This window comes from Pontibacter sp. SGAir0037, from assembly GCF_005491705.1.
Lineage (GTDB): Bacteria > Bacteroidota > Bacteroidia > Cytophagales > Hymenobacteraceae > Pontibacter.
The window spans coordinates 689785-707652 of the sequence record NZ_CP028092.1; the positions used below are offsets into that span (position 1 = coordinate 689785).

Consider the following 17868-nt stretch of genomic DNA (forward strand, 5'->3'; position numbering starts at 1 on the left):
TTCAGAGCAAAAAAAGTATAATAAAATGGCTTCAGACGAGGAAATGGCTGCATTAATTCGGGAGCAACTGGTCGAGTTGCTGATTGGAGGCTTTGCCCCAAATGTAATATTGCTGCGTGAATTCGACTATAAAAAAGCAGGCATCATGCTGGACGGCTTACATTTTTCTGCCTGGGTACTGCTGGGGCATATGCAGGCAAGGCAGCGCGTATTGCTGGACTTTATGCGTGAACCTGAGAACAATTTAAACGTATGGCCGGACGCACCCTGGCCTCCTAATCATTCGCCTGCCACAGACCAGGAGTGGTTCAATGCCATCAACCAGTTTGAGTCTGATCTGCAGGAAATGATAGCACTCGTGAAAGATCCTGAAGCAGATCTCTTTCACGTAAAAAGCAATGGTAAAACGCTTTCCTGGGCTGCCATGACAGCGCTACACCATAACGGGTATCATATTGGCCAGTTAAAAACGATAGGGAGGCAGCTGGGGGTCTGGTAAAGATCAGACCCTTTCGTACAATTGCGCCTGAGAGGCAACTATGTCCTGCTTCAGTTGCTCAAAATCATCATGCGTAACAGCCGGATTAATTGCTCCGGTTTCGTCAGGCGACGGATGATAATTCAGAAAGCGGATCAGGGGACCGGCAATCATATCTGCTTTCGCAACCTGATCTTCTGTGAGATGCTGCGCCCAATAGCCTGCCTGGCCTTTGTTGAGGTGTTTCGGGTTCTTGCTCTTTAAGGTAGTGAAACTTACTGCATCCTGTATCGCTTCTTTTTGTACGGGAGAAAGCTCCAGCTCCAGGTAAGTTAACAGCCTGTTTAGCTCTTCCTGGAAATGATTCAGAAACTGCTCATAGAAAACCAGGTGGATGTTACAGGACTGGCTTAACCGTACGTGGTCATATACATGCCATACCCACTCCTGCAGCAGCTGGTCGAAATTCTTTTCCAGGAAACGCTTCGGATCTTTTTCTTCCTGCGGATAGTATGTAAGCATGTACTCAGAGGTATAGTATTTGGCAGCTGAAAGCGCACGGTCTCTCGGGTCACGGATGATATAGATTTTCTTGTCGAAGAGGTGGAGCAGTTCTCCGCTGCGTTTGCAGATAGGAGAGTGCGTCCAGACATGGTTGGTTTGAGCAATATAGCTCTTAATATCAACTATAGGCATTCTGAACACGCTGCTGATGCGGTAGCTGTATTGCAGGTCTGTAATATCCAGCACATCTATACTTGCCTGGCTGGGGTAATTCAGGTTCCATGTTTTTGCCAGTTCATAGATGGGCTGCGTCTGAATAAAGCTGGTTGCGTCGCGCCCGGCTTGCTGCAGGACCTGCTGAATGATCTGATATAGCCAGAAATTACCACATTTGGGTGCGCCACCTTGTAAAATCTTCATGCTTGCGGAGTTGTTTTAGAAGAATCTGTCTGTTGATTTGTAGCTTTACAAATCCAGCCCAAGCATACGCAGTATAGTATATCTGGTTTGGGCAGGTGTGGTAAACGGATGTGCTTCCGAAGTACTTATTGTTAGGAAGTAACAAGTGGATGTTTTGAGTCTCTTTATAAAAAAACTATATAGTATATATGGTATAACCCCTTTATTTTTAATCAAAATTTATAAAAAATAAGTGATTTTATGAAATACCCCCTCTTAAAATAGGGGGTACATTGTTATAGATTTAAAATTTTAGTAGTAATTTTGAATTCCTGATAAATGCAGTTGTGGCTGCTGTGGATATGCAAGCATTATATACAGAAACAGATAACCCACTGGTGCAGGGGATTAAAGTAATCGGAATAGGAAAGCACGGTAGTAAACCCTTAAGTAAGGAATTGATAACCAGTATTTATACTTACTTAGCCGAAGGAGAAGGAGTACCTATTCAGAAAGGTACCTTTTACGGGGCGCTTATGGCTAAGGGCCCGACCGAAGAAGAGAAGGTACTGCTTTATGCCTCAGGCGGTGATAAAAGTATACCTGTTGCAGAGCATCTCTACCAGTTGCTTTGCTCCGATGCACCGGCTGAACTGAAAGAAATAGGGTTAAAATTACTCGACAAAGAATTTCTGTCTATAGGAGAGGCAGAAAAGCTAGGCCAATTTATGTATTCCGATGAGCCGGGCGAGGCTTTCAGAGGTATGGCTGCCAGCATGTTGCGCATACGTTACGAAACCGACGAAGAATACCAAGGATTGCTGAATGCAGCTGAAGCGACCTATGCCGATCAATACAGAGCCAGGCCAGCGGGCACAAGGCCTGCTGTGGTGGTGCAACTCGCCGAGCCTTTTGATGGGGTAGAGCATTCTTACCTGATTACTCCTCTACTGGCGCAGTTTTTTCAGCAGGCAGGTTATCCGGCTGTGGTAACAATGGGCAGGTCCGGTGGTCCAAAGCTGGCTTTAAATACGCTCGACCTGTACCAGGATATGGGCTGCTCATTTATAGAGAATGCGGGAGAACTAGCACAGACACCACCAGCATTCGGTTGGGCGCTGGATCAGCAACTACTGTCTGTTGCCCTGGATAAGTGGGTAGACAGGCGTCGGCTGTTTTTTAAGCGGCCTTTTCTGGCTACACTGGAAAAAGTGTTAAATCCCCTTCAGGCTCAGGTACTCGTTGTTTCTGTGTTTCATCTCACATACATCGAAAAAATGATCACACTGGCTGCCATGGCAGGTTTTAAAGGAGTTATGGTCATGAAAAGGGGCCTGGAAGGTACATTGGCTCCTTCTATTGCCAAAGCAAGCGGTATTACCTGCGCCCTGATAAAAGCAGACGGTACCTTTATAACGCAATCGTTTGAAGCTACACAGGAAGAGTTCACACCTTTCAGAGCCGATTCGGATGATGTTGTGGAAGCACTGCACCTGCAGGATAATGTAGCACTGGTGAGGCAGTTTGCTGCCAAAGGTGCAACTACAAACCAGGATTTCGATAAAAGGGTGAACCTGGCTTTTGCCCTGTATCAGAAAGGTCTTTCGTGGATAGAAGAAAACATGGCCTACACCCGCTGATTGCCGGGTAATACTGTAATTGGTTGTACCAGGTATAAATTATTTACTCCTTACACTATCTGATTAACATGGCATGAGCCGGGTTGCTGATTCTGACATATCGAAGAAAATAACCTGGCTTTACCTGCTGGCGCTTACAGCTGTGGCCTTGCTTTTGGTAGGAGGGCAACTGCTGGTGCAACAATCGCTTAAAAGCCAATTGAGCGACTCCCGCGTTATCAATATAGCTGGCAGGCAACGTATGCTGAGCCAGAAGATCGGTAAAGCGGTACTGCTGCTGGGCCGGGCGCAAGATAGCCTGCAGGTGCAACCATACCTGGCCGAGCTGGATAGCGCCCTGGAACTATGGCAGCAATGCCACCAGGGGCTGATGAGCGGTTACCTGAGCTATATCGCAACACCAGTAGAGAACAGTGAAACTATTAAAGCTATGTTCGCCGGTATCGACCCTTATTTTCAGGCAATCTACACAAACGCCAGCCTGGTAAGTCGCTTTCACCATGGACATGCCACCGCGGCTCCTGCTGAGGTAGACAAAAGTATCCGGATTGTGCTGGAAAACGAACAGGCATATTTAAAAGAGATGGATCATATTGTATTTCAGTATGATGCCGAGGCCGCAAGGCGGGTAAATGATTCGCAGCGGATCGAATATATACTTTTGTTTTGTACCCTGGGCGTATTGTTGCTGGAGGGACTGTTTATTTTCAGACCAGCCGTACACCAAATACAGCAAACTATTGCATTGCTGGTAGATTCGGAGCGGAAGACCCAGCAGGTAAACCAGGAACTGGTACAGGCAAACCAATCGCTGAAAGAAACGGAGGAAGCACTCGTACAGGCTATTGACCAGAAGTACCAGCAGGAGATGAACGAGCAGAAGATCAGGTCGGCTTACCTGGTAGAAGGGCAGGAGGAGGAAAGAAAACGGGTGGCGCTTGAAATTCACGATGGCCTGGGCCAGATGTTAACAGCACTTAAATTCGGTATTGAGAAGATAGGCGATTCCTTACAGAATAATGAGAAAGGGCGCAAAAACCTATCTGAACTGCAGGCCCTGGTAAACCAGACCATCGCAGAAGCCAGAACTATTTCGTTTAACCTGATGCCTGCTGTGCTGAGCGATTTCGGCCTGTCTTCGGCCTTAAAACAGCTTACCGCACAGGCGGCGGCAAACACAGGAATAAACGTAACCTATGCCACCAACTGGGGCGGCACCCGTTTACCCAGGAACATTGAAGTGGGCCTGTACAGGGTGGGGCAGGAGGCAATTCATAATGCCGTTAAATATGCCGGGGCAGCAACTATAGAAGTTGAGCTGTGGGCGAAAAGTAAATATATCCATCTGAAAGTAACCGATAACGGGCGTGGGTTTACCTACAATGCCTCAGAGGAAGCCGTCCTGAATGCAGGACCTTCGCATGGTATCAGTAATATGAAAGAGCGGGTGTACATGATCAACGGGCTGATTGACATTTTAACAAATCCCGGGGAAGGCACACAGATTCACGTAAAAATTCCAAACCTAACATAGGTTCACATGCAAAAAATAAAAGTAATACTTGCAGACGACCATACCATTGTGAGAAACGGTATCAGGTCTTTACTCGAAGAAGTAGACGATATTGTGATTGTAGGAGAAGCCGAAAACGGTCAGGAAGCAATTGCTAAAGTGAAAGAACTCACACCGAATGTACTGATGATTGACATCGCCATGCCTGTTATGACGGGTATCGAAGCCACAGAACAGGTTAGCAGGCAGTTCGGCCATACCAAGGTGCTGGTGCTGTCGATGCACAACAACGAAGACTATATCCTGAAATCGGTAGAGGCGGGTGCATCCGGTTACCTGCTGAAAGACACTTCGCGGGAAGAAATGTTGCGGGCGGTCAGAACAGTGGCGAAAGGAGAGAAATATTTCAGTCCTGCGGTATCGGGCATTATCGTGGATTCTTACATGCACAAGATGAAAGGGCCGGAGAAAGTGATGGAAAGAACCTCCAAGCTCTCGAAGCAGGAAAAAGTTATTCTCCGGTTTATAGTGGAAGGCTGCAACAGCCGCGAAATAGCCGAAAAGCTGAACCTGAGCGTTCGGACCATCGACAACCACCGGGCCAGTATGATGAAGCGCTTAAGCGTTAAAAATGCGGTGGAGCTCGTTAAAAAAGCTTTGGAGCAGAACCTGGTAGAATAAGTTACTTGCGCTGCTTCAGGAGCACTTGGTTTTTATAGGGAAGTATTTAAAATTTGCTGTATCTTAGGGTTGGCCGGCATTGATGGGTTGGCTATACACTTTCATTTTGCTGCACTTCATTTTACATGGATTTAACCGAACCGGAAATTCCTGAGGCACCTGCTTCTAAAGGACACCCCAGGCAGTTATACATGCTGTTCTTCGCAGAGATGTGGGAACGGTTTTCTTTTTATGGCATGAAGGCTTTGTTGCTGGCCTATATGGTAACAGAGCTGAAATTCGACGAGCCCAAAGGATACGCTATACTGGGGTCTTATGCTGCCCTGGTGTACACCATGCCTATGTTTGGAGGCATCATGGCCGACCGCTTCCTGGGGTATCGCAAAGCAGTATTGTTTGGTGGCATTCTGATGTCGATCGGGCACCTGGTGCTGGCCGTACCCGAAGACTGGAGTTTCTTTTATGGTATGGCTTTTATCATTTGCGGAAACGGTTTCTTTAAACCTAATATTTCGAGCCTCGTCGGCACACTCTACAACGATAACGATCCCCGCAAAGACAGTGGCTTCTCTATTTTTTACATGGGGATAAATGTGGGTGCTGCGCTTGGTGGCCTGCTGTGTGGCTATGTTGGGCAACGCATCAGCTGGCACTATGGCTTTGGGCTGGCAGGTATATTTATGATTCTGGGGCTGGTGGTGTTTTACTTTGGCCAGAAATCTTTGAAGCACCGCGGGCTGCCCCCTGATCAGGCGGTTTTAAAAAAGCCCTTGTTTATAGGCATACCAACAGAAGTGGTTATATATGTTGCCACGCTCCTGGTTATTCCGGCTATTGTGGCCCTGTTTAACCAATATGAAGTAATGGATTATATCATGTTCGGATTAGGCGCACTGTCTATTGCCTACATTTTATTTATATCTTTTCAGATGGAGCAGGCGGCCCGCTACAAATTGTTTGCCGCCCTGGTTCTGATTATTTTTTCGACCCTGTTCTGGGGCTTTTATGAACAGAATGCCGGCTCTCTGAACTTGTTTGCCATGCGCAACGTGGATATGACAGTGGCAGGAGTGGAACTGCCGGCGCTTTCGGTCAACAACTTTCTGCCTCCAGCCTGGGTAATTCTGTTGAGCTTTGTATTTGCCTGGCTCTGGCCTGCCCTCAACAGGAAAGGTTTAGAACCATCTACGCCCATGAAGTTCGGGCTTTCCTTCGTATTTCTGGGTATTGGCTTCTACGTATTTTACCTGGGCTGCCAGCTGAGTGCGGATACTGGTTTGATTTCTCTTTTTACCTTTGCAGCGGGTTACTTTTTCATTATCTGTGGCGAGCTCTGCATTTCCCCGATAGGCCTGTCGATGGTTACCAAGCTTTCACCTGCCAAAATTGTAGGTATGATGATGGGCATCTGGTTTTTTGCCAGCGCCATTGGTGAGTTTCTGGCTGGGAAGATAGGTTCGCTTATGAGTGTTCCCGAAGATGTGGTAGACCAACCGGTGCTGTCGCTGCCATATTATGCTGACATAATCAACCAGATTGGCCTTTACTCTATCGGTATTGGTGTGTTGCTGATTTTGCTTGGGCCTGTTATCAGGAAGTGGATGGGCGATGTACGCTAGCAGGCGCATGCGCCTGCTGTAAACAAAACACCTCTGAGAGCGGTATGCTACAAGTGTTAACCATCCTGATAACCGGACCAACACATGAACGCTAACTACAGAATAGAACACGACTTCCTGGGAGAAAAAAAAATTCCTGACAACGCCTATTATGGCATACAAACGCTTCGTGCTTTAGAAAACTTCAATATCACGGGCATTACCAACGCACAGGAACCTAAGTTTATAGAAGCCATTGCCTGTGTAAAAAAAGCCGCAGCCCTGGCAAACCGCGATTGTGGTGTATTGGACGCTAAAATCGCGGAAGCCATTGTGTATGCCTGCGATAAACTAATTAAAGGGGAATACCACAACCAGTTCCTGACAGACCTGATACAGGGCGGAGCGGGTACCTCTATTAATATGAATGCCAATGAGGTAATTGCCAACATCGGGCTTGAGTACCTGGGGCACCGGAAGGGGCAGTACGAATACCTGCACCCAAACAATCATGTAAACTGCTCGCAGTCAACCAACGATGTGTACCCAACCTCCCTGATGATTGCCCTGCACCTGAAGGTGACGCATTACCTGGAGGCATTGGCCGAACTGCAAAATGCCTTTGCTCAGAAAGGAGAAGAGTTTAAAGATTACCTTAAAATGGGTAGAACGCAGCTACAGGATGCTGTACCCATGACCCTGGGACAGGAATTTAATTCTTTTGCCTCTACTCTAGGCGAAGATATAAAGCGCTTGCGCGAAGCACAGGCCATGTTGTGTGAGTGCAACATGGGCGGAACAGCCATTGGCACACGCATTAATGCTCCTGCTGAGTATCCGGAACTATGCACTTCATACCTGGCTGAAATCACTGGTCTGCCCATTACACTGGCCCCCGATCTGATCGAAGCTTCTTCAGACATGGGTACTTATGTGCTGGTATCAGGTGCCTTAAAAAGAAGTGCCGTTAAGATTTCTAAAATCTGCAACGATTTGCGCTTGCTGGCCTCCGGTCCGCGTACGGGGTTGAACGAAATTATGCTGCCCCCTATGCAGCCTGGTTCTTCTATTATGCCCGGCAAAGTAAATCCTGTTATACCGGAAGTGGTAAACCAGACGGCATTTTACGTGGTAGGTGCCGATGTTACTATTTCTATGGCAGCCGAAGCAGGTCAGTTACAGCTGAATGTAATGGAACCTGTTATTGCTTTCAGTCTGTTTACTTCGCTTAACTATATGGTGAATGCTATCAATACCCTGAGAACCAGGTGTGTGGTGGGTATAAAAGCTAATGTGGAGGCAAGTCGACAGATGGTGATGAACAGCATAGGCATTGTAACGGCCCTTAACCCTATACTTGGCTACGAAACAGCTGCGTCTATTGCGAAAGAAGCCCTGGCTACCGGGAAATCCATTCATGATATAGTTGTGTCGGAGCGCAAACTTATTACCCAGGAGAAATGGGAAGAAATCTATTCTTTCGAGAACATGATACACCCCGTTTTTATAAACAACTGATGGTGCTATTTATGTGCTGTATGTATCACGTAGCAGGGCACAAAACTATTGCGGAGGTATAGCTTTAGTGTTCATGCTTTCCTTTGATGTATAAGTTCCTAAGGGAGTGTATGAACTATAGGAAGAATTAAATCTTGTGTCCTGCTACGTGATACGTGTGTCACAAATGTTGCAAATGCTTATCTTTAGGTTCTCGAAGCAATTAACACCTACGCTGACAGAACCCTTGATATGCCGCGAAAAAAAATAAAAAAGAGGCGCCGCTGGCCTTATCTGTTGCTCATGCTTTTCGCCATGCTGGCAATTGGCTCTTATGTGCTTTATAAGAAGCTGAATCCTGTCTGGTATAACATCAATAAAAACAAATACCCGATTACGGGAATTGATGTGTCGAAGCATTCGGGTAAAATAGACTGGCTGAAAGTAAGCCAGCAGCAAATCCATTTTGCCTATATAAAAGCCACAGAAGGAACATCTTACCTGGACCCAAAGTACAAAGTGAACTATAGCGGTGCCAAAGAAAGCGGTCTTAAAACCGGCGTGTATCATTTTTTCAGATTTAACAAATCCGGCAAAGAGCAGGCTGAAAATTTCCTGAAACATGTTTCGCTTGGGCAGGATGATCTGCCTCCTGTGATAGATGTGGAAGACTGGGGCAATAAGAACCATAAAAAGAAACCAGCACAGATAACAGAGGAAATTCGGGCTTTCATCGACCTTGTGGAGAAGAAGACAGGCCGGGACGTAATTATTTATACCAACGAAAGTTCGTACAAAAGCTACATAGAAGGGCACTTCGATACCAGCCTGATCTGGATCTGTACTTTCCGTAAAGAGCCCCGCATGGAAAATGACAGATGGATTTTCTGGCAACATTCCCACGACAAGCCGCTCGATGGCGTGGAAGGCTGGGTAGACTGGAACACCTTCAATGGCAAAGAAGAAGACTGGACCAATTTCGCAAGACTATAGGAAGTTAAAGAGTTAGAAAATTTATATCTGACTGGAAAGAAACTTCTATTCCTACATCTTCAAATCTTCAAATTCCCACATCCTCACATTTCTACTGGTAGTTCCAGCACAAATTCTTTTCCTGGTGGTACGGTTAAACTATAGCTTTTAATCCAGGGGTTGTAGAGGCGGAGTGTTTTATAGTTGGTACCCTGCTCCAGCGCAAACTTAGGCAAGTCCGGAATGGTGGTGTTGATGATCATCTGGCGCGATGGGAGAGGAGCATAGCCATGATCCTGGTTCAGGTCGAAGCCATAGCTTTTAGGATTACCCAAAATTTCTTTCAGGGCCAGAATGCGGAACATATAACGCGATGTTTCATCGTTCAGGTAAAGATCGTAATAAGAGCTCACGCCTTGTTGCTTTAAAGCACGCTCCAATCCGCCCATGCCCCGGTTGTAGGATGCTGCGGCGTTTGTCCAGGAACCGAATTTGGCTTTCGCAGACTTTAAGTAGCGGCAGGCAGCGAGGGTAGCTTTTTGCACATGAAAGCGTTCATCTACTTCTTCGTTCACCATCATGCCATAGCCTTTGGCGGTGTCGCTCATAAGTTGCCAGAAACCTGAAGCACCTGCAGGAGAGGTAACCTGGCCAAAGAGACTCTCTGCCAGAGCCAGGTATATAAAGTCTTCCGGTACGTCGTTTTCGCGCAACAGGCGCTCAATTTCGGGCATGTAGCGCTGCATACGCTTTAAAGCCAGTAAGGTATTGGAGTGGAAGTAAGAGTTAATGAGCAGTTCGCGATCGAGGCGTTCTGCCACATCCGGAATCTGAAGCGGAACCGGCTCACCGGCAAAGGTAAGAGTAGTGGGCAACGCAGGAGAGCTATACACCTGATTTGCCGCAAAAGAAGCGTTTTCTGATTCTTCTGTAACATGTGGAGCGTGCTGGCTGCAAAGTTGTACCGAAAATACCAGTATCACCATTACCCATCCATATTTCCAAAATTGCTGTGTCATGCTGTCTTCCTCTTTAAACCTTTCTTAACATAAAGGCTACCTGGCGCTATTATTGTTCCCTGCCTGCTAAAGTTTTTGCACCAGGTACAACTTTAAATTAACTAAATTGCGCACGAATACCAACTTTAAGATGAACAGGTTAACGCGTGGGTTCTGTAAACAGTTAAGTATGACGTAGGAAGGAAATAGTTGAGATTAAAAATTCATTAAAATTTAAGTAAGTAAATATAACGTTTTAGATAAGCTTGCGTAAAAAATCCTGTTTATAAAAAACGCCATTTACAGCCTTTATTTCAGGCTTCAGATACAAAGACTCATGCATTTTTTCAAAAGGTTTATGGTTCAGTTAACCGTAGTGTTTATAACACTGCTGTTTTTTGTGTCTACAACCAATGCATTGAATTTTGAAAAGGGGAGTCTTAAATCTTCCGGTAAAAAACAAAGGTCTGACCTTGTACTGGAAAAATATTCAGAAGAAGGTAAAGAAAAACTGATCCTTCCTCTTTTTGGTCCGGAACCATTGCATTTCTTTTTAGCTGCACCGGCAGATATTGTACATAGATTCTATGTAGAAGACTATAACTTTAAAGTCAATTACAAGCTATACCTTCTTTTTCATCAACTCAAAATTCATCTTGTAAAACTGCTTTGTTACTGCGATAGTTAATTACAGTTGCTCCCCAAGGCAAAAACGTGGCATCATATGAATCCAATGAAACCAGGCTGATCTTCTTTCATAACATAAATTGTGGAAGTTTAGCGTACATTTTAATGTCATAGTGCATCGTTTTAAACTGTCTCAGAACATAGTAGCAAATTAAAATTCCTTCCCAAGCCCATATGCACCCGCATATAAATTAAAGTTTAAACATAATTTTGATGACAAGATGAATTGCCGATTCTGTAAAAAACCTGTATATAATAAATTTGTAGATTTAATTAACTGCCCACCCTCAAACTCTTTTTTAACATTCGATCAATTGAATGAGCCGGAAGTTTACTATCCGCTTACAATTTATGCCTGCCATAACTGCCACCTGGTACAGGTGGAGGAATACAAAAAAGCAAAAGAGATTTTCAATAGCGAGTATGTCTATTTCTCTTCTTACTCTAAAAGCTGGGTAGAACACGCCAGAAGGTATGTAGAAAGCATGATAGAACGATTTGGCTACAACGAGAAATCGTTTGTAATTGAAATTGCGTCTAATGACGGCTACCTGTTGCAGCACTTCAAAGAAAAGAATGTACCTGTGTTAGGTATAGAACCAACACATAATACGGCTAACGCTGCCATTATAAAAGGTATACCAACACTCATACAATATTTTGGAGCTGAAACAGCACATGGGCTTGCCAGCGAAAAAAGAAAGGCAAATCTCTTGATAGGTAATAATGTATTGGCCCACGTACCGGATATTGATGATTTTGTGGAGGGTTTAAAAGTTGCTTTAAGAAAAGGAGGCGTTGTGACAATGGAGTTTCCGCACCTGCTTCGCTTAGTGGAAGACTGCCAGTTCGATACCATTTATCACGAACATTTCTCCTACCTCTCTTTTACAACTGTAAAGAAGATTTTTGAGGCGCATGCGCTGGAGATGTTTGATGTGGAAGAAGTGCCAACGCACGGAGGTTCTCTACGAATTTTTGCAAAACATCAGAAAGATAAGGATAAAGAAATTTCTCCTAATGTACAGGCAATGTTGCAAAAAGAGGAGGAAGCAGGCATCACGACAACTGAGTACTACCTGAACTTTCAGGAGAGGGTGGATCAGATAAAATATAACTTGCTTAATTTCCTGATTGAGCAGAAAAAAGCCGGGAAAAAGGTGATCGGATACGGAGCTGCTGCCAAAGGAAACACACTATTGAACTATGCAGGTATCAAAGGAGACGATCTGATTCAGTTTGTAGTGGACGCCTCGCCGGCCAAGCAGGATAAGTTTCTGCCTGGCAGTCATATTCCTGTTTACAACGAAAAGAAAATTTCGGAGTATAAGCCGGATTATATCATCATTCTGCCATGGAATCTTAAAGATGAGATTATGGAGCAACTGGCCTATGTGCAGGAATGGGGTTGCCAGTTTGTAACTTGTATTCCGGAAATACAGGTATTTAATCCAGAGCCGAAAGAAACAGTAGAGTTAAAATAAATAGTCTGTTTAAGATTTATCTTAAAGGTTATAATTCTTATTTTCTGAATTAAATCCCTAAGCTGTGAAAAGGTGCAGAGCATAGGGCATTTTAATCGATACATGGTTATGAAGCTGAATATACTTTACAAGAAGGGGCTGAAACGCTTGGGGAAAATTACAAAGCGTGTGGTCCCTCATCAAACTAAATTTAAACCAACAGGGGTTTACCAGCTCCAACAGGCAGATAGCAGTTTTTCTGGCAATGGTGATGTAGTTGTTCATAGCATTTATCCAAACTACGTTACAACACTGGATATTTCGGAGGAGCTTTACCAAGCCTGCTCTGAGTATTGGAAGCCACAGCGAAAGGTAGTAACGGATTATGTTGTGGTAGAGGTACCTAATGGCCGAATTCACACGGACAATGAAATCAGTATTGCTGTTATTACATCGGGCAACCAGGTAGTAGAGAATGTTTCACTTAGCCTGAGAGAAGGAAAAGTGGTGGATACCAGGCTTAACAGCATTTTTCGGCAGCAATACTTTACCAAGCCCGACCGGTTTAAAGGTACGGTTTTCTCTATGCTTTCAGGAGGAGCGGGAATCAATAACATCGGGCATTGGTTTTTGGATGTACTGCCTCGTTTGCATTTGTTGCAGGAAAGTGGCATGTTCGATCAGGTAGATTGGTTCTTGGTACCAAGCACACGTTACAGCTATCAGTCTGAAACTTTAAAGATGATGGGCATTCCTCTGGAAAAGGTAATCACAGGAGAGACCTATACGCACATTCAGGCAGATAAAATTATCGCCTCTACTGCACCCCGTGGAAACCATACATTAGTGCCCAGCTGGTTACTGGACTACATGCGCAATGCTTTCTTGCCTAAAGAACAGCAGGAGTTCAAAAGTCGGGAAATAGGATCAGAAGGGCCTTTTATCTATATCAGCCGACGCGATTCCAGCATCAGGAATGTGCTGAATGAGGAGGAGCTGCAGAATGTGCTTGGTAATTATGGCTTCCAGACAATATTATCGAGCAACCTGAGTATTTCTGAAAAAATAAATCTGTTCTCAAAAGCAAAATTAGTGCTTTCTCCAACAGGTGCAGGACTGATCAGTATGCTTTTCTGCCAGCCTGGTACAAAGCTTGTCGAGATATTTAATGAAGGGTTTGTTATAGAGCCTTTCTTTGATATTGCAACCAAGCTTAACCTCGATTATAAATATATTATTTGCAAGACAAGCGGAAAGAAAATTGCTCAGAATGCTACACAGGGGCAGCATGACCATTTAGTTGTAGAAACAGAAAAAGTAGAAGAATTGCTGAAGGAGCTTGTTTAAAATACGTTTGAAGCATGTTTTCAATATACTAAAAAGCGGCTCTATTAGAAATAGAAGCCGCTTTTTAGTTATGCGTGTTTTACTGGTTCTTTACCATAACCGGGTGATCCTCTAACTGCGCGTAGCTCAGTTTCCATTCGCCGTCGCTGCCTTTCTTCCAGAGCAGCATAAAATTGCCTTCGCCAATGGCATGTGGCTGATCAGGAGTAGCAGGCAGTACATCTACCGAAAAGGTACCCGCTTCGTAGGCCGTGTTACTGTCAGTGCCTGCGCTTACAACATTGGTTTTCAGATCAGTGATAGTGCCAATGGTTTCGTTTACCCACTTATCGGCTACTTCCGATTTCCCTTTGAAATGAATGTCACCTTGCAAAAAATCAACATCATCGGCCAGCATGGCAATTAGCTTGTCAGCGTCCCGGTTATTCCAGGCACTTATAAATTGCTGGTTCAGATCCCGTATATTAACCTCCTCCTGCTTTTGTGTGCACGACATAAACAGCACCGAGAAGAACAGGATATACAAGTAGTTTTTCATAAGATTTCCTTTAGATGAATAATAACGGCTGCACGTGTAAGAACTAGCCTGTATTTGTTTTTTACCTGAACCCAGGCTTTGACAGACCGGGTTCAGGTGCTGCTTCCATGTAAACTTCTACCAACTTTTTCTCCTGTACTCAGAAGAGGAATAAGGCTTTGTGCGGTCGCCGAAGTCTTGGTTTGGCAGGTAAAGCATATTGGCAAAATAAGATAAACCATTGTCTTCGGGGGCGTAGGCAACGGCAGCTGGTGCAGCTGTGTAGCTCATGGCTTGTTTTGCAGCCGGACCCGAAGCTGGTTTAGCAACGGCTACCTGCGCTGGTGCCGGTCGTTGGGTAGTAGCAGCTCTTTCTGCAGCGGCGGCTCTTTCTGCGGCAGCCCTGTTTGCAGCAGCTACTCTTCTGGCCTCTTCCTGGCGGGCAGCCTCTGCTTGTTTTTGTTTATTGTCTATATGCTTGCCAATGGCATAGCCGGCTCCTGCACCTACGGCACCACCCACAACGCCACCTACCACACGGTTTCGCTTGTGGATAATAGCCCCTGCAGCGGCTCCTGTACCGGCACCAATAACAGTACCTTTTGCCTGTGGGCTCCAGCCTTTCTTAGTCTGTGAAACTGCAGAAATAGTAAAGGCAGCAACAAACAGCACAATCAAACTCAATATTAAACTTACCTTTTTCATAACAACTTTATTTTAGTTGATAACACTTGTAAGGCAGCAATTACAATATGTGTGCCAGTGTTAGAAGGCTCAAATCTGAAAGAAGACAAATGGCTGTGTAACCAACTGATAATTTGATAGATAATTTTATAGTGCTGACGATGTAGTTATTGCCTATGCTTAAACTTTGCATATGGATAGCGGCTGTAAAATAAAAAAGCCCCTGCAGGTTATGCAGAGGCTTTTCACAGAGGAATAAGAAAGTTTACTTCAAAACAAAAGTTGCTTTACCGATCATAAAACCATCAGCAAAAAGCTCTATCGTATGTTCGCCACGCTTGTACTCGGCATTTTTATCATACAGGAAAGAGAGCTGCTGGTTAGTATTATCGAAAACAAAGTCACGCTTGGCAGTATAATATACATCTTCGCCATCTATCTGGAACATACCGGACCCTGTTGCCAGGTTATACAAAGCAGCACCGTCTGGTTCTATCAGGCGCATATAAACGGTTTTGGGTTCTTTAGCGGCTACATCATTTTTCGCCAGGTTAAACAGGATTCGGATCTTGTCTACACGCTTCGCACGGTATTCATTGTCTTTATCATCCTTTTCTTTACCACGCTGGTTAATAATCATTACGTTAATGCCCTGTGCCTCAAGGCGCGAAGCTATTTTCACTTTTTCAGTAAGGGCAACGTTGGTGGTTTTTACAGTTGTGAGGCTGTCGCTCAGGCGTGTTTGGGTAGTCCGTAGGGTGGTGTTCTCAGTTGTCAGTGTTTCCTTGTCTTGCTTTAGCTGTGCAATTTCCTTGTCTTTCTGAAGCAGTTGCTTTTCAAAAGCGGCAGCCCTGTCGCGGAATTTACGCTGGTCTTCCAGGCTATAGCTCCTGGTTCTGAAGCCCTTCAGTTCGTTCAGGTCTTTGGTGATAGACGTGATCTTTGCCTCCAGCGAGTCATTTTCAAGTCCCATTGCCTGCAGTTCCTGGCTTTGGCGTTCGAAGTCAGCCTTAAGCGCTTCGTAAACTTTTATCTGGTTTTCGAGCTCGCTGTTTTTAACACGTATAACTTCAGCTTGTTCCTCGGTTTTTTCTTTTTTCTGATAGTTCATATACAGCAGTATACCATTGATACTGCACAGAATCACGATCAGGCCAACTATAAGCAGCTTGCGGTTACCTCGGTTTTCAGGCGTGTTTGTGGACATTTATCTTAAAAATTAATTGTTTTAAAAGCCGATTTACTTTGTTTTACTTTAAGAGTAATAGCCGAATTAAACTGACATAGTATCAAATATAAAGCTTTTGCTGTACAAAAATCAAAACATGAACCAAGAATTTAATGCTGCTTACTGGCAGAGCCGCTATCTTCAGGAACAAACCGGCTGGGATGTTGGTGAGATAACGACACCTCTTAAAGATTATTTCAATCAATTGCGGAACACCGGGCAACGCATTTTAATTCCGGGCTGTGGAAATGCCTATGAAGCAGAGTATCTGTTTCGTGCAGGCTTTGAGCAGGTATATGTGGCCGATGTCGCCAAAAAACCTCTGCAAGACTTCGCCAAGCGGGTTCCGGAATTTCCGCAGGAGCATTTACTGCATCAGAATTTTTTTGAGCTCATTCCTGCGTTCGACCTGATTGTGGAGCAAACGTTCTTTTGTGCTTTAGCTCCTGATTTGCGCCCGACTTATGCGCAAAAATGTGCTGACCTGCTAAAGCCGGGTGGTAAACTGGCAAGCTTGCTATTCGATACCACCTTTCAGCACAAGGGGCCGCCTTTCGGTGGCAGCCGGGAAGAGTACAGAGGCTACTTTGAACCGTATTTTCACGTTCTTCATTTTGAAAGCGCTTATAATTCTATAAAGCCACGGCAGGGGCGGGAGTTGTTTATTCTTCTGCAAAAGAAATAAGCACAAGAAGTAAGTATTCTGTAATTTTACATCTGGCAAGTAAAAAGGCAAGACCTTCTACCAGAGCCACCATTCATAATTTCTGAATCATAATTTCTAACTAAATATTCCGTGTTCGAGATTCCAAAACTTAGTCATACTGCATCTGGCAACTTTTTCCTGATGGCCGGGCCTTGTGCCATAGAAGGAGAGGAGATGGCCCTGCAAATTGCAGAACACCTGAAAGAACTGACAGATAGGCTGCAGATTCCGCTCATTTTTAAAGGCTCTTACCGCAAAGCGAACCGTTCACGCCTCGATTCTTTTACAGGGATAGGCGACGAAAAGGCTTTGCGTATTCTCAGAAAAGTAAGTGAAACCTTTGAGGTACCTACTGTAACCGATATACACGAAACAACTGAGGCCGCAATGGCAGCCGAGTACGTGGATGTGTTGCAGATACCGGCTTTCCTGTGCCGCCAGACCGATCTGCTGATTGCCGCAGCCGAAACCGGTAAAGTGATCAATGTGAAAAAAGGGCAGTTCCTTTCCGGGGCAGCCATGAAGTTTGCTGTAGAGAAAATCCACCAGTCAGGCAATGAAAAAGTAATTTTAACGGACAGAGGCAACAGCTTTGGCTACTCTGACTTAGTAGTGGATTTTCGCAATCTGCCTGAGATGCAGGCAACAGGAGCACCTGTGGTAATGGACGTTACGCACTCGCTGCAGCAGCCAAACCAGAGTTCCGGTGTAACAGGCGGTAAGCCGGCCCTGATCGAAACAATTGCCAAGGCCGCTATTGCCGTTGGTGCCGATGGTTTGTTTATCGAAACGCACCCGACACCAAGTATAGCTAAATCTGACGGAGCTAATATGCTGCCGCTTGCGCAGCTGGAGGAGTTGCTGCAGAAGCTGGTCCGAATCAGACAGGCCGTAAAATAAGTATAACGTATAGGTAAGAGGAGCAGCAGAAACGCTTCTGCTGCTCCTCTTTTGTA

General features: G+C 45.0%; 17 protein-coding genes. 12 read left to right on the forward strand and 5 right to left on the reverse strand.

Going from position 1 to position 17868, the window contains the following annotated elements; genetic code table 11:
- Nucleotides 1-25: 25 nt before the first annotated feature.
- Complete coding sequence (locus tag C1N53_RS02765) at nucleotides 26-499, forward strand: hypothetical protein (protein WP_137757871.1); 474 nt, start codon at nucleotides 26-28, stop codon at nucleotides 497-499.
- 3 nt (nucleotides 500-502) lie between these two features.
- Here the strand turns inward: C1N53_RS02765 and C1N53_RS02770 are convergent, their stop codons facing one another.
- The gene (locus C1N53_RS02770) at nucleotides 503-1402 is read right to left on the reverse strand and encodes a sulfotransferase domain-containing protein (protein WP_137757872.1); all 900 of its coding nucleotides are present in this window, start codon (nucleotides 1400-1402) and stop codon (nucleotides 503-505) included.
- A 341-nt stretch (nucleotides 1403-1743) separates the two neighbouring features.
- Here C1N53_RS02770 and C1N53_RS02775 point away from each other — a divergent pair, with 341 nt between their 5' ends.
- The 6 genes from C1N53_RS02775 to C1N53_RS02800 all read left to right on the forward strand — a co-directional run bounded on the left by C1N53_RS02775 (nucleotide 1744) and on the right by C1N53_RS02800 (nucleotide 9303).
- Entirely contained in the window at nucleotides 1744-3021 is a 1278-nt protein-coding gene (locus C1N53_RS02775; protein ID WP_137757873.1) for an anthranilate phosphoribosyltransferase, read from the forward strand.
- A 73-nt stretch (nucleotides 3022-3094) separates the two neighbouring features.
- Nucleotides 3095-4555 carry a type IV pili methyl-accepting chemotaxis transducer N-terminal domain-containing protein gene (locus C1N53_RS02780; RefSeq protein WP_137757874.1) on the forward strand — a complete coding sequence of 487 codons (1461 nt, stop codon included), beginning with the start codon at nucleotides 3095-3097 and terminating at the stop codon, nucleotides 4553-4555.
- 6 nt (nucleotides 4556-4561) lie between these two features.
- The gene (locus C1N53_RS02785; protein WP_206077609.1) at nucleotides 4562-5215 is read left to right on the forward strand and encodes a response regulator transcription factor; all 654 of its coding nucleotides are present in this window, start codon (nucleotides 4562-4564) and stop codon (nucleotides 5213-5215) included.
- A gap of 125 nt (nucleotides 5216-5340) precedes the next feature.
- On the forward strand, nucleotides 5341-6834 hold the full coding sequence (locus tag C1N53_RS02790; RefSeq protein ID WP_137757875.1) for a peptide MFS transporter: 1494 nt from the start codon (nucleotides 5341-5343) through the stop codon (nucleotides 6832-6834).
- An 84-nt stretch (nucleotides 6835-6918) separates the two neighbouring features.
- Nucleotides 6919-8331, forward strand: coding sequence for an aspartate ammonia-lyase (gene aspA / locus C1N53_RS02795; protein WP_137757876.1), 1413 nt, complete (start codon nucleotides 6919-6921; stop codon nucleotides 8329-8331).
- 231 nt (nucleotides 8332-8562) lie between these two features.
- Complete coding sequence (locus C1N53_RS02800) at nucleotides 8563-9303, forward strand: glycoside hydrolase family 25 protein (RefSeq protein ID WP_137757877.1); 741 nt, start codon at nucleotides 8563-8565, stop codon at nucleotides 9301-9303.
- An 83-nt stretch (nucleotides 9304-9386) separates the two neighbouring features.
- On the opposite strand, the gene C1N53_RS02805 is transcribed toward C1N53_RS02800, so the two are convergent.
- On the reverse strand, nucleotides 9387-10301 hold the full coding sequence (locus C1N53_RS02805; protein WP_137757878.1) for a lytic transglycosylase domain-containing protein: 915 nt from the start codon (nucleotides 10299-10301) through the stop codon (nucleotides 9387-9389).
- 337 nt (nucleotides 10302-10638) lie between these two features.
- Here C1N53_RS02805 and C1N53_RS02810 point away from each other — a divergent pair, with 337 nt between their 5' ends.
- The 3 genes from C1N53_RS02810 (at nucleotide 10639) to C1N53_RS02820 (ending at nucleotide 13777) form a co-directional block, all read left to right on the forward strand.
- A complete protein-coding gene (locus C1N53_RS02810; RefSeq protein WP_137757879.1) occupies nucleotides 10639-10968 on the forward strand; it encodes a hypothetical protein in 330 nt (109 codons plus the stop codon).
- Nucleotides 10969-11188: 220 nt separating this feature from the next.
- Entirely contained in the window at nucleotides 11189-12451 is a 1263-nt protein-coding gene (locus C1N53_RS02815) for a class I SAM-dependent methyltransferase (RefSeq protein WP_137757880.1), read from the forward strand.
- Nucleotides 12452-12559: 108 nt separating this feature from the next.
- Nucleotides 12560-13777 carry a DUF563 domain-containing protein gene (locus C1N53_RS02820; RefSeq protein ID WP_168193946.1) on the forward strand — a complete coding sequence of 406 codons (1218 nt, stop codon included), beginning with the start codon at nucleotides 12560-12562 and terminating at the stop codon, nucleotides 13775-13777.
- 79 nt (nucleotides 13778-13856) lie between these two features.
- On the opposite strand, the gene C1N53_RS02825 is transcribed toward C1N53_RS02820, so the two are convergent.
- The 3 genes from C1N53_RS02825 to C1N53_RS02835 all read right to left on the reverse strand — a co-directional run bounded on the left by C1N53_RS02825 (nucleotide 13857) and on the right by C1N53_RS02835 (nucleotide 16185).
- Nucleotides 13857-14315 (reverse strand): DUF4440 domain-containing protein, encoded by a 459-nt coding sequence (locus tag C1N53_RS02825; protein WP_137757882.1) that lies wholly within the window; start codon nucleotides 14313-14315, stop codon nucleotides 13857-13859.
- A gap of 117 nt (nucleotides 14316-14432) precedes the next feature.
- Nucleotides 14433-14999, reverse strand: a complete 567-nt coding sequence (locus tag C1N53_RS02830; RefSeq protein WP_137757883.1) for a glycine zipper domain-containing protein — start codon at nucleotides 14997-14999, stop codon at nucleotides 14433-14435.
- A 244-nt stretch (nucleotides 15000-15243) separates the two neighbouring features.
- Nucleotides 15244-16185, reverse strand: coding sequence for a hypothetical protein (locus tag C1N53_RS02835; protein WP_137757884.1), 942 nt, complete (start codon nucleotides 16183-16185; stop codon nucleotides 15244-15246).
- Nucleotides 16186-16303: 118 nt separating this feature from the next.
- Here C1N53_RS02835 and C1N53_RS02840 point away from each other — a divergent pair, with 118 nt between their 5' ends.
- Together C1N53_RS02840 and kdsA are read left to right on the forward strand one after the other, a co-directional pair.
- Nucleotides 16304-16891, forward strand: a complete 588-nt coding sequence (locus tag C1N53_RS02840; RefSeq protein ID WP_137757885.1) for a methyltransferase — start codon at nucleotides 16304-16306, stop codon at nucleotides 16889-16891.
- A gap of 111 nt (nucleotides 16892-17002) precedes the next feature.
- Nucleotides 17003-17812: a 3-deoxy-8-phosphooctulonate synthase gene (gene kdsA / locus C1N53_RS02845; protein ID WP_137757886.1), complete on the forward strand. Its 810-nt coding sequence runs from the start codon at nucleotides 17003-17005 to the stop codon at nucleotides 17810-17812.
- Nucleotides 17813-17868: the final 56 nt, after the last annotated feature.

Excerpts from the sequence above, each read along its gene's own strand:
- C1N53_RS02830 (WP_137757883.1), bottom strand. The coding sequence starts at position 14,999 with ATGAAAAAGGTAAGTTTAATATTGAGTTTGATTGTGCTGTTTGTTGCT.
- C1N53_RS02775 (WP_137757873.1), top strand. The coding sequence starts at position 1,744 with ATGCAAGCATTATATACAGAAACAGATAACCCACTGGTGCAGGGGATT.
- C1N53_RS02765 (WP_137757871.1), top strand. The coding sequence starts at position 26 with ATGGCTTCAGACGAGGAAATGGCTGCATTAATTCGGGAGCAACTGGTC.
- C1N53_RS02815 (WP_137757880.1), top strand. The coding sequence starts at position 11,189 with ATGAATTGCCGATTCTGTAAAAAACCTGTATATAATAAATTTGTAGAT.
- C1N53_RS02840 (WP_137757885.1), top strand. The coding sequence starts at position 16,304 with ATGAACCAAGAATTTAATGCTGCTTACTGGCAGAGCCGCTATCTTCAG.
- C1N53_RS02810 (WP_137757879.1), top strand. The coding sequence starts at position 10,639 with ATGGTTCAGTTAACCGTAGTGTTTATAACACTGCTGTTTTTTGTGTCT.
- C1N53_RS02825 (WP_137757882.1), bottom strand. The coding sequence starts at position 14,315 with ATGAAAAACTACTTGTATATCCTGTTCTTCTCGGTGCTGTTTATGTCG.
- C1N53_RS02800 (WP_137757877.1), top strand. The coding sequence starts at position 8,563 with ATGCCGCGAAAAAAAATAAAAAAGAGGCGCCGCTGGCCTTATCTGTTG.
- C1N53_RS02790 (WP_137757875.1), top strand. The coding sequence starts at position 5,341 with ATGGATTTAACCGAACCGGAAATTCCTGAGGCACCTGCTTCTAAAGGA.
- C1N53_RS02770 (WP_137757872.1), bottom strand. The coding sequence starts at position 1,402 with ATGAAGATTTTACAAGGTGGCGCACCCAAATGTGGTAATTTCTGGCTA.
- C1N53_RS02820 (WP_168193946.1), top strand. The coding sequence starts at position 12,560 with ATGAAGCTGAATATACTTTACAAGAAGGGGCTGAAACGCTTGGGGAAA.
- aspA (WP_137757876.1), top strand. The coding sequence starts at position 6,919 with ATGAACGCTAACTACAGAATAGAACACGACTTCCTGGGAGAAAAAAAA.
- C1N53_RS02835 (WP_137757884.1), bottom strand. The coding sequence starts at position 16,185 with ATGTCCACAAACACGCCTGAAAACCGAGGTAACCGCAAGCTGCTTATA.
- C1N53_RS02785 (WP_206077609.1), top strand. The coding sequence starts at position 4,562 with ATGCAAAAAATAAAAGTAATACTTGCAGACGACCATACCATTGTGAGA.
- C1N53_RS02805 (WP_137757878.1), bottom strand. The coding sequence starts at position 10,301 with ATGACACAGCAATTTTGGAAATATGGATGGGTAATGGTGATACTGGTA.
- C1N53_RS02780 (WP_137757874.1), top strand. The coding sequence starts at position 3,095 with ATGAGCCGGGTTGCTGATTCTGACATATCGAAGAAAATAACCTGGCTT.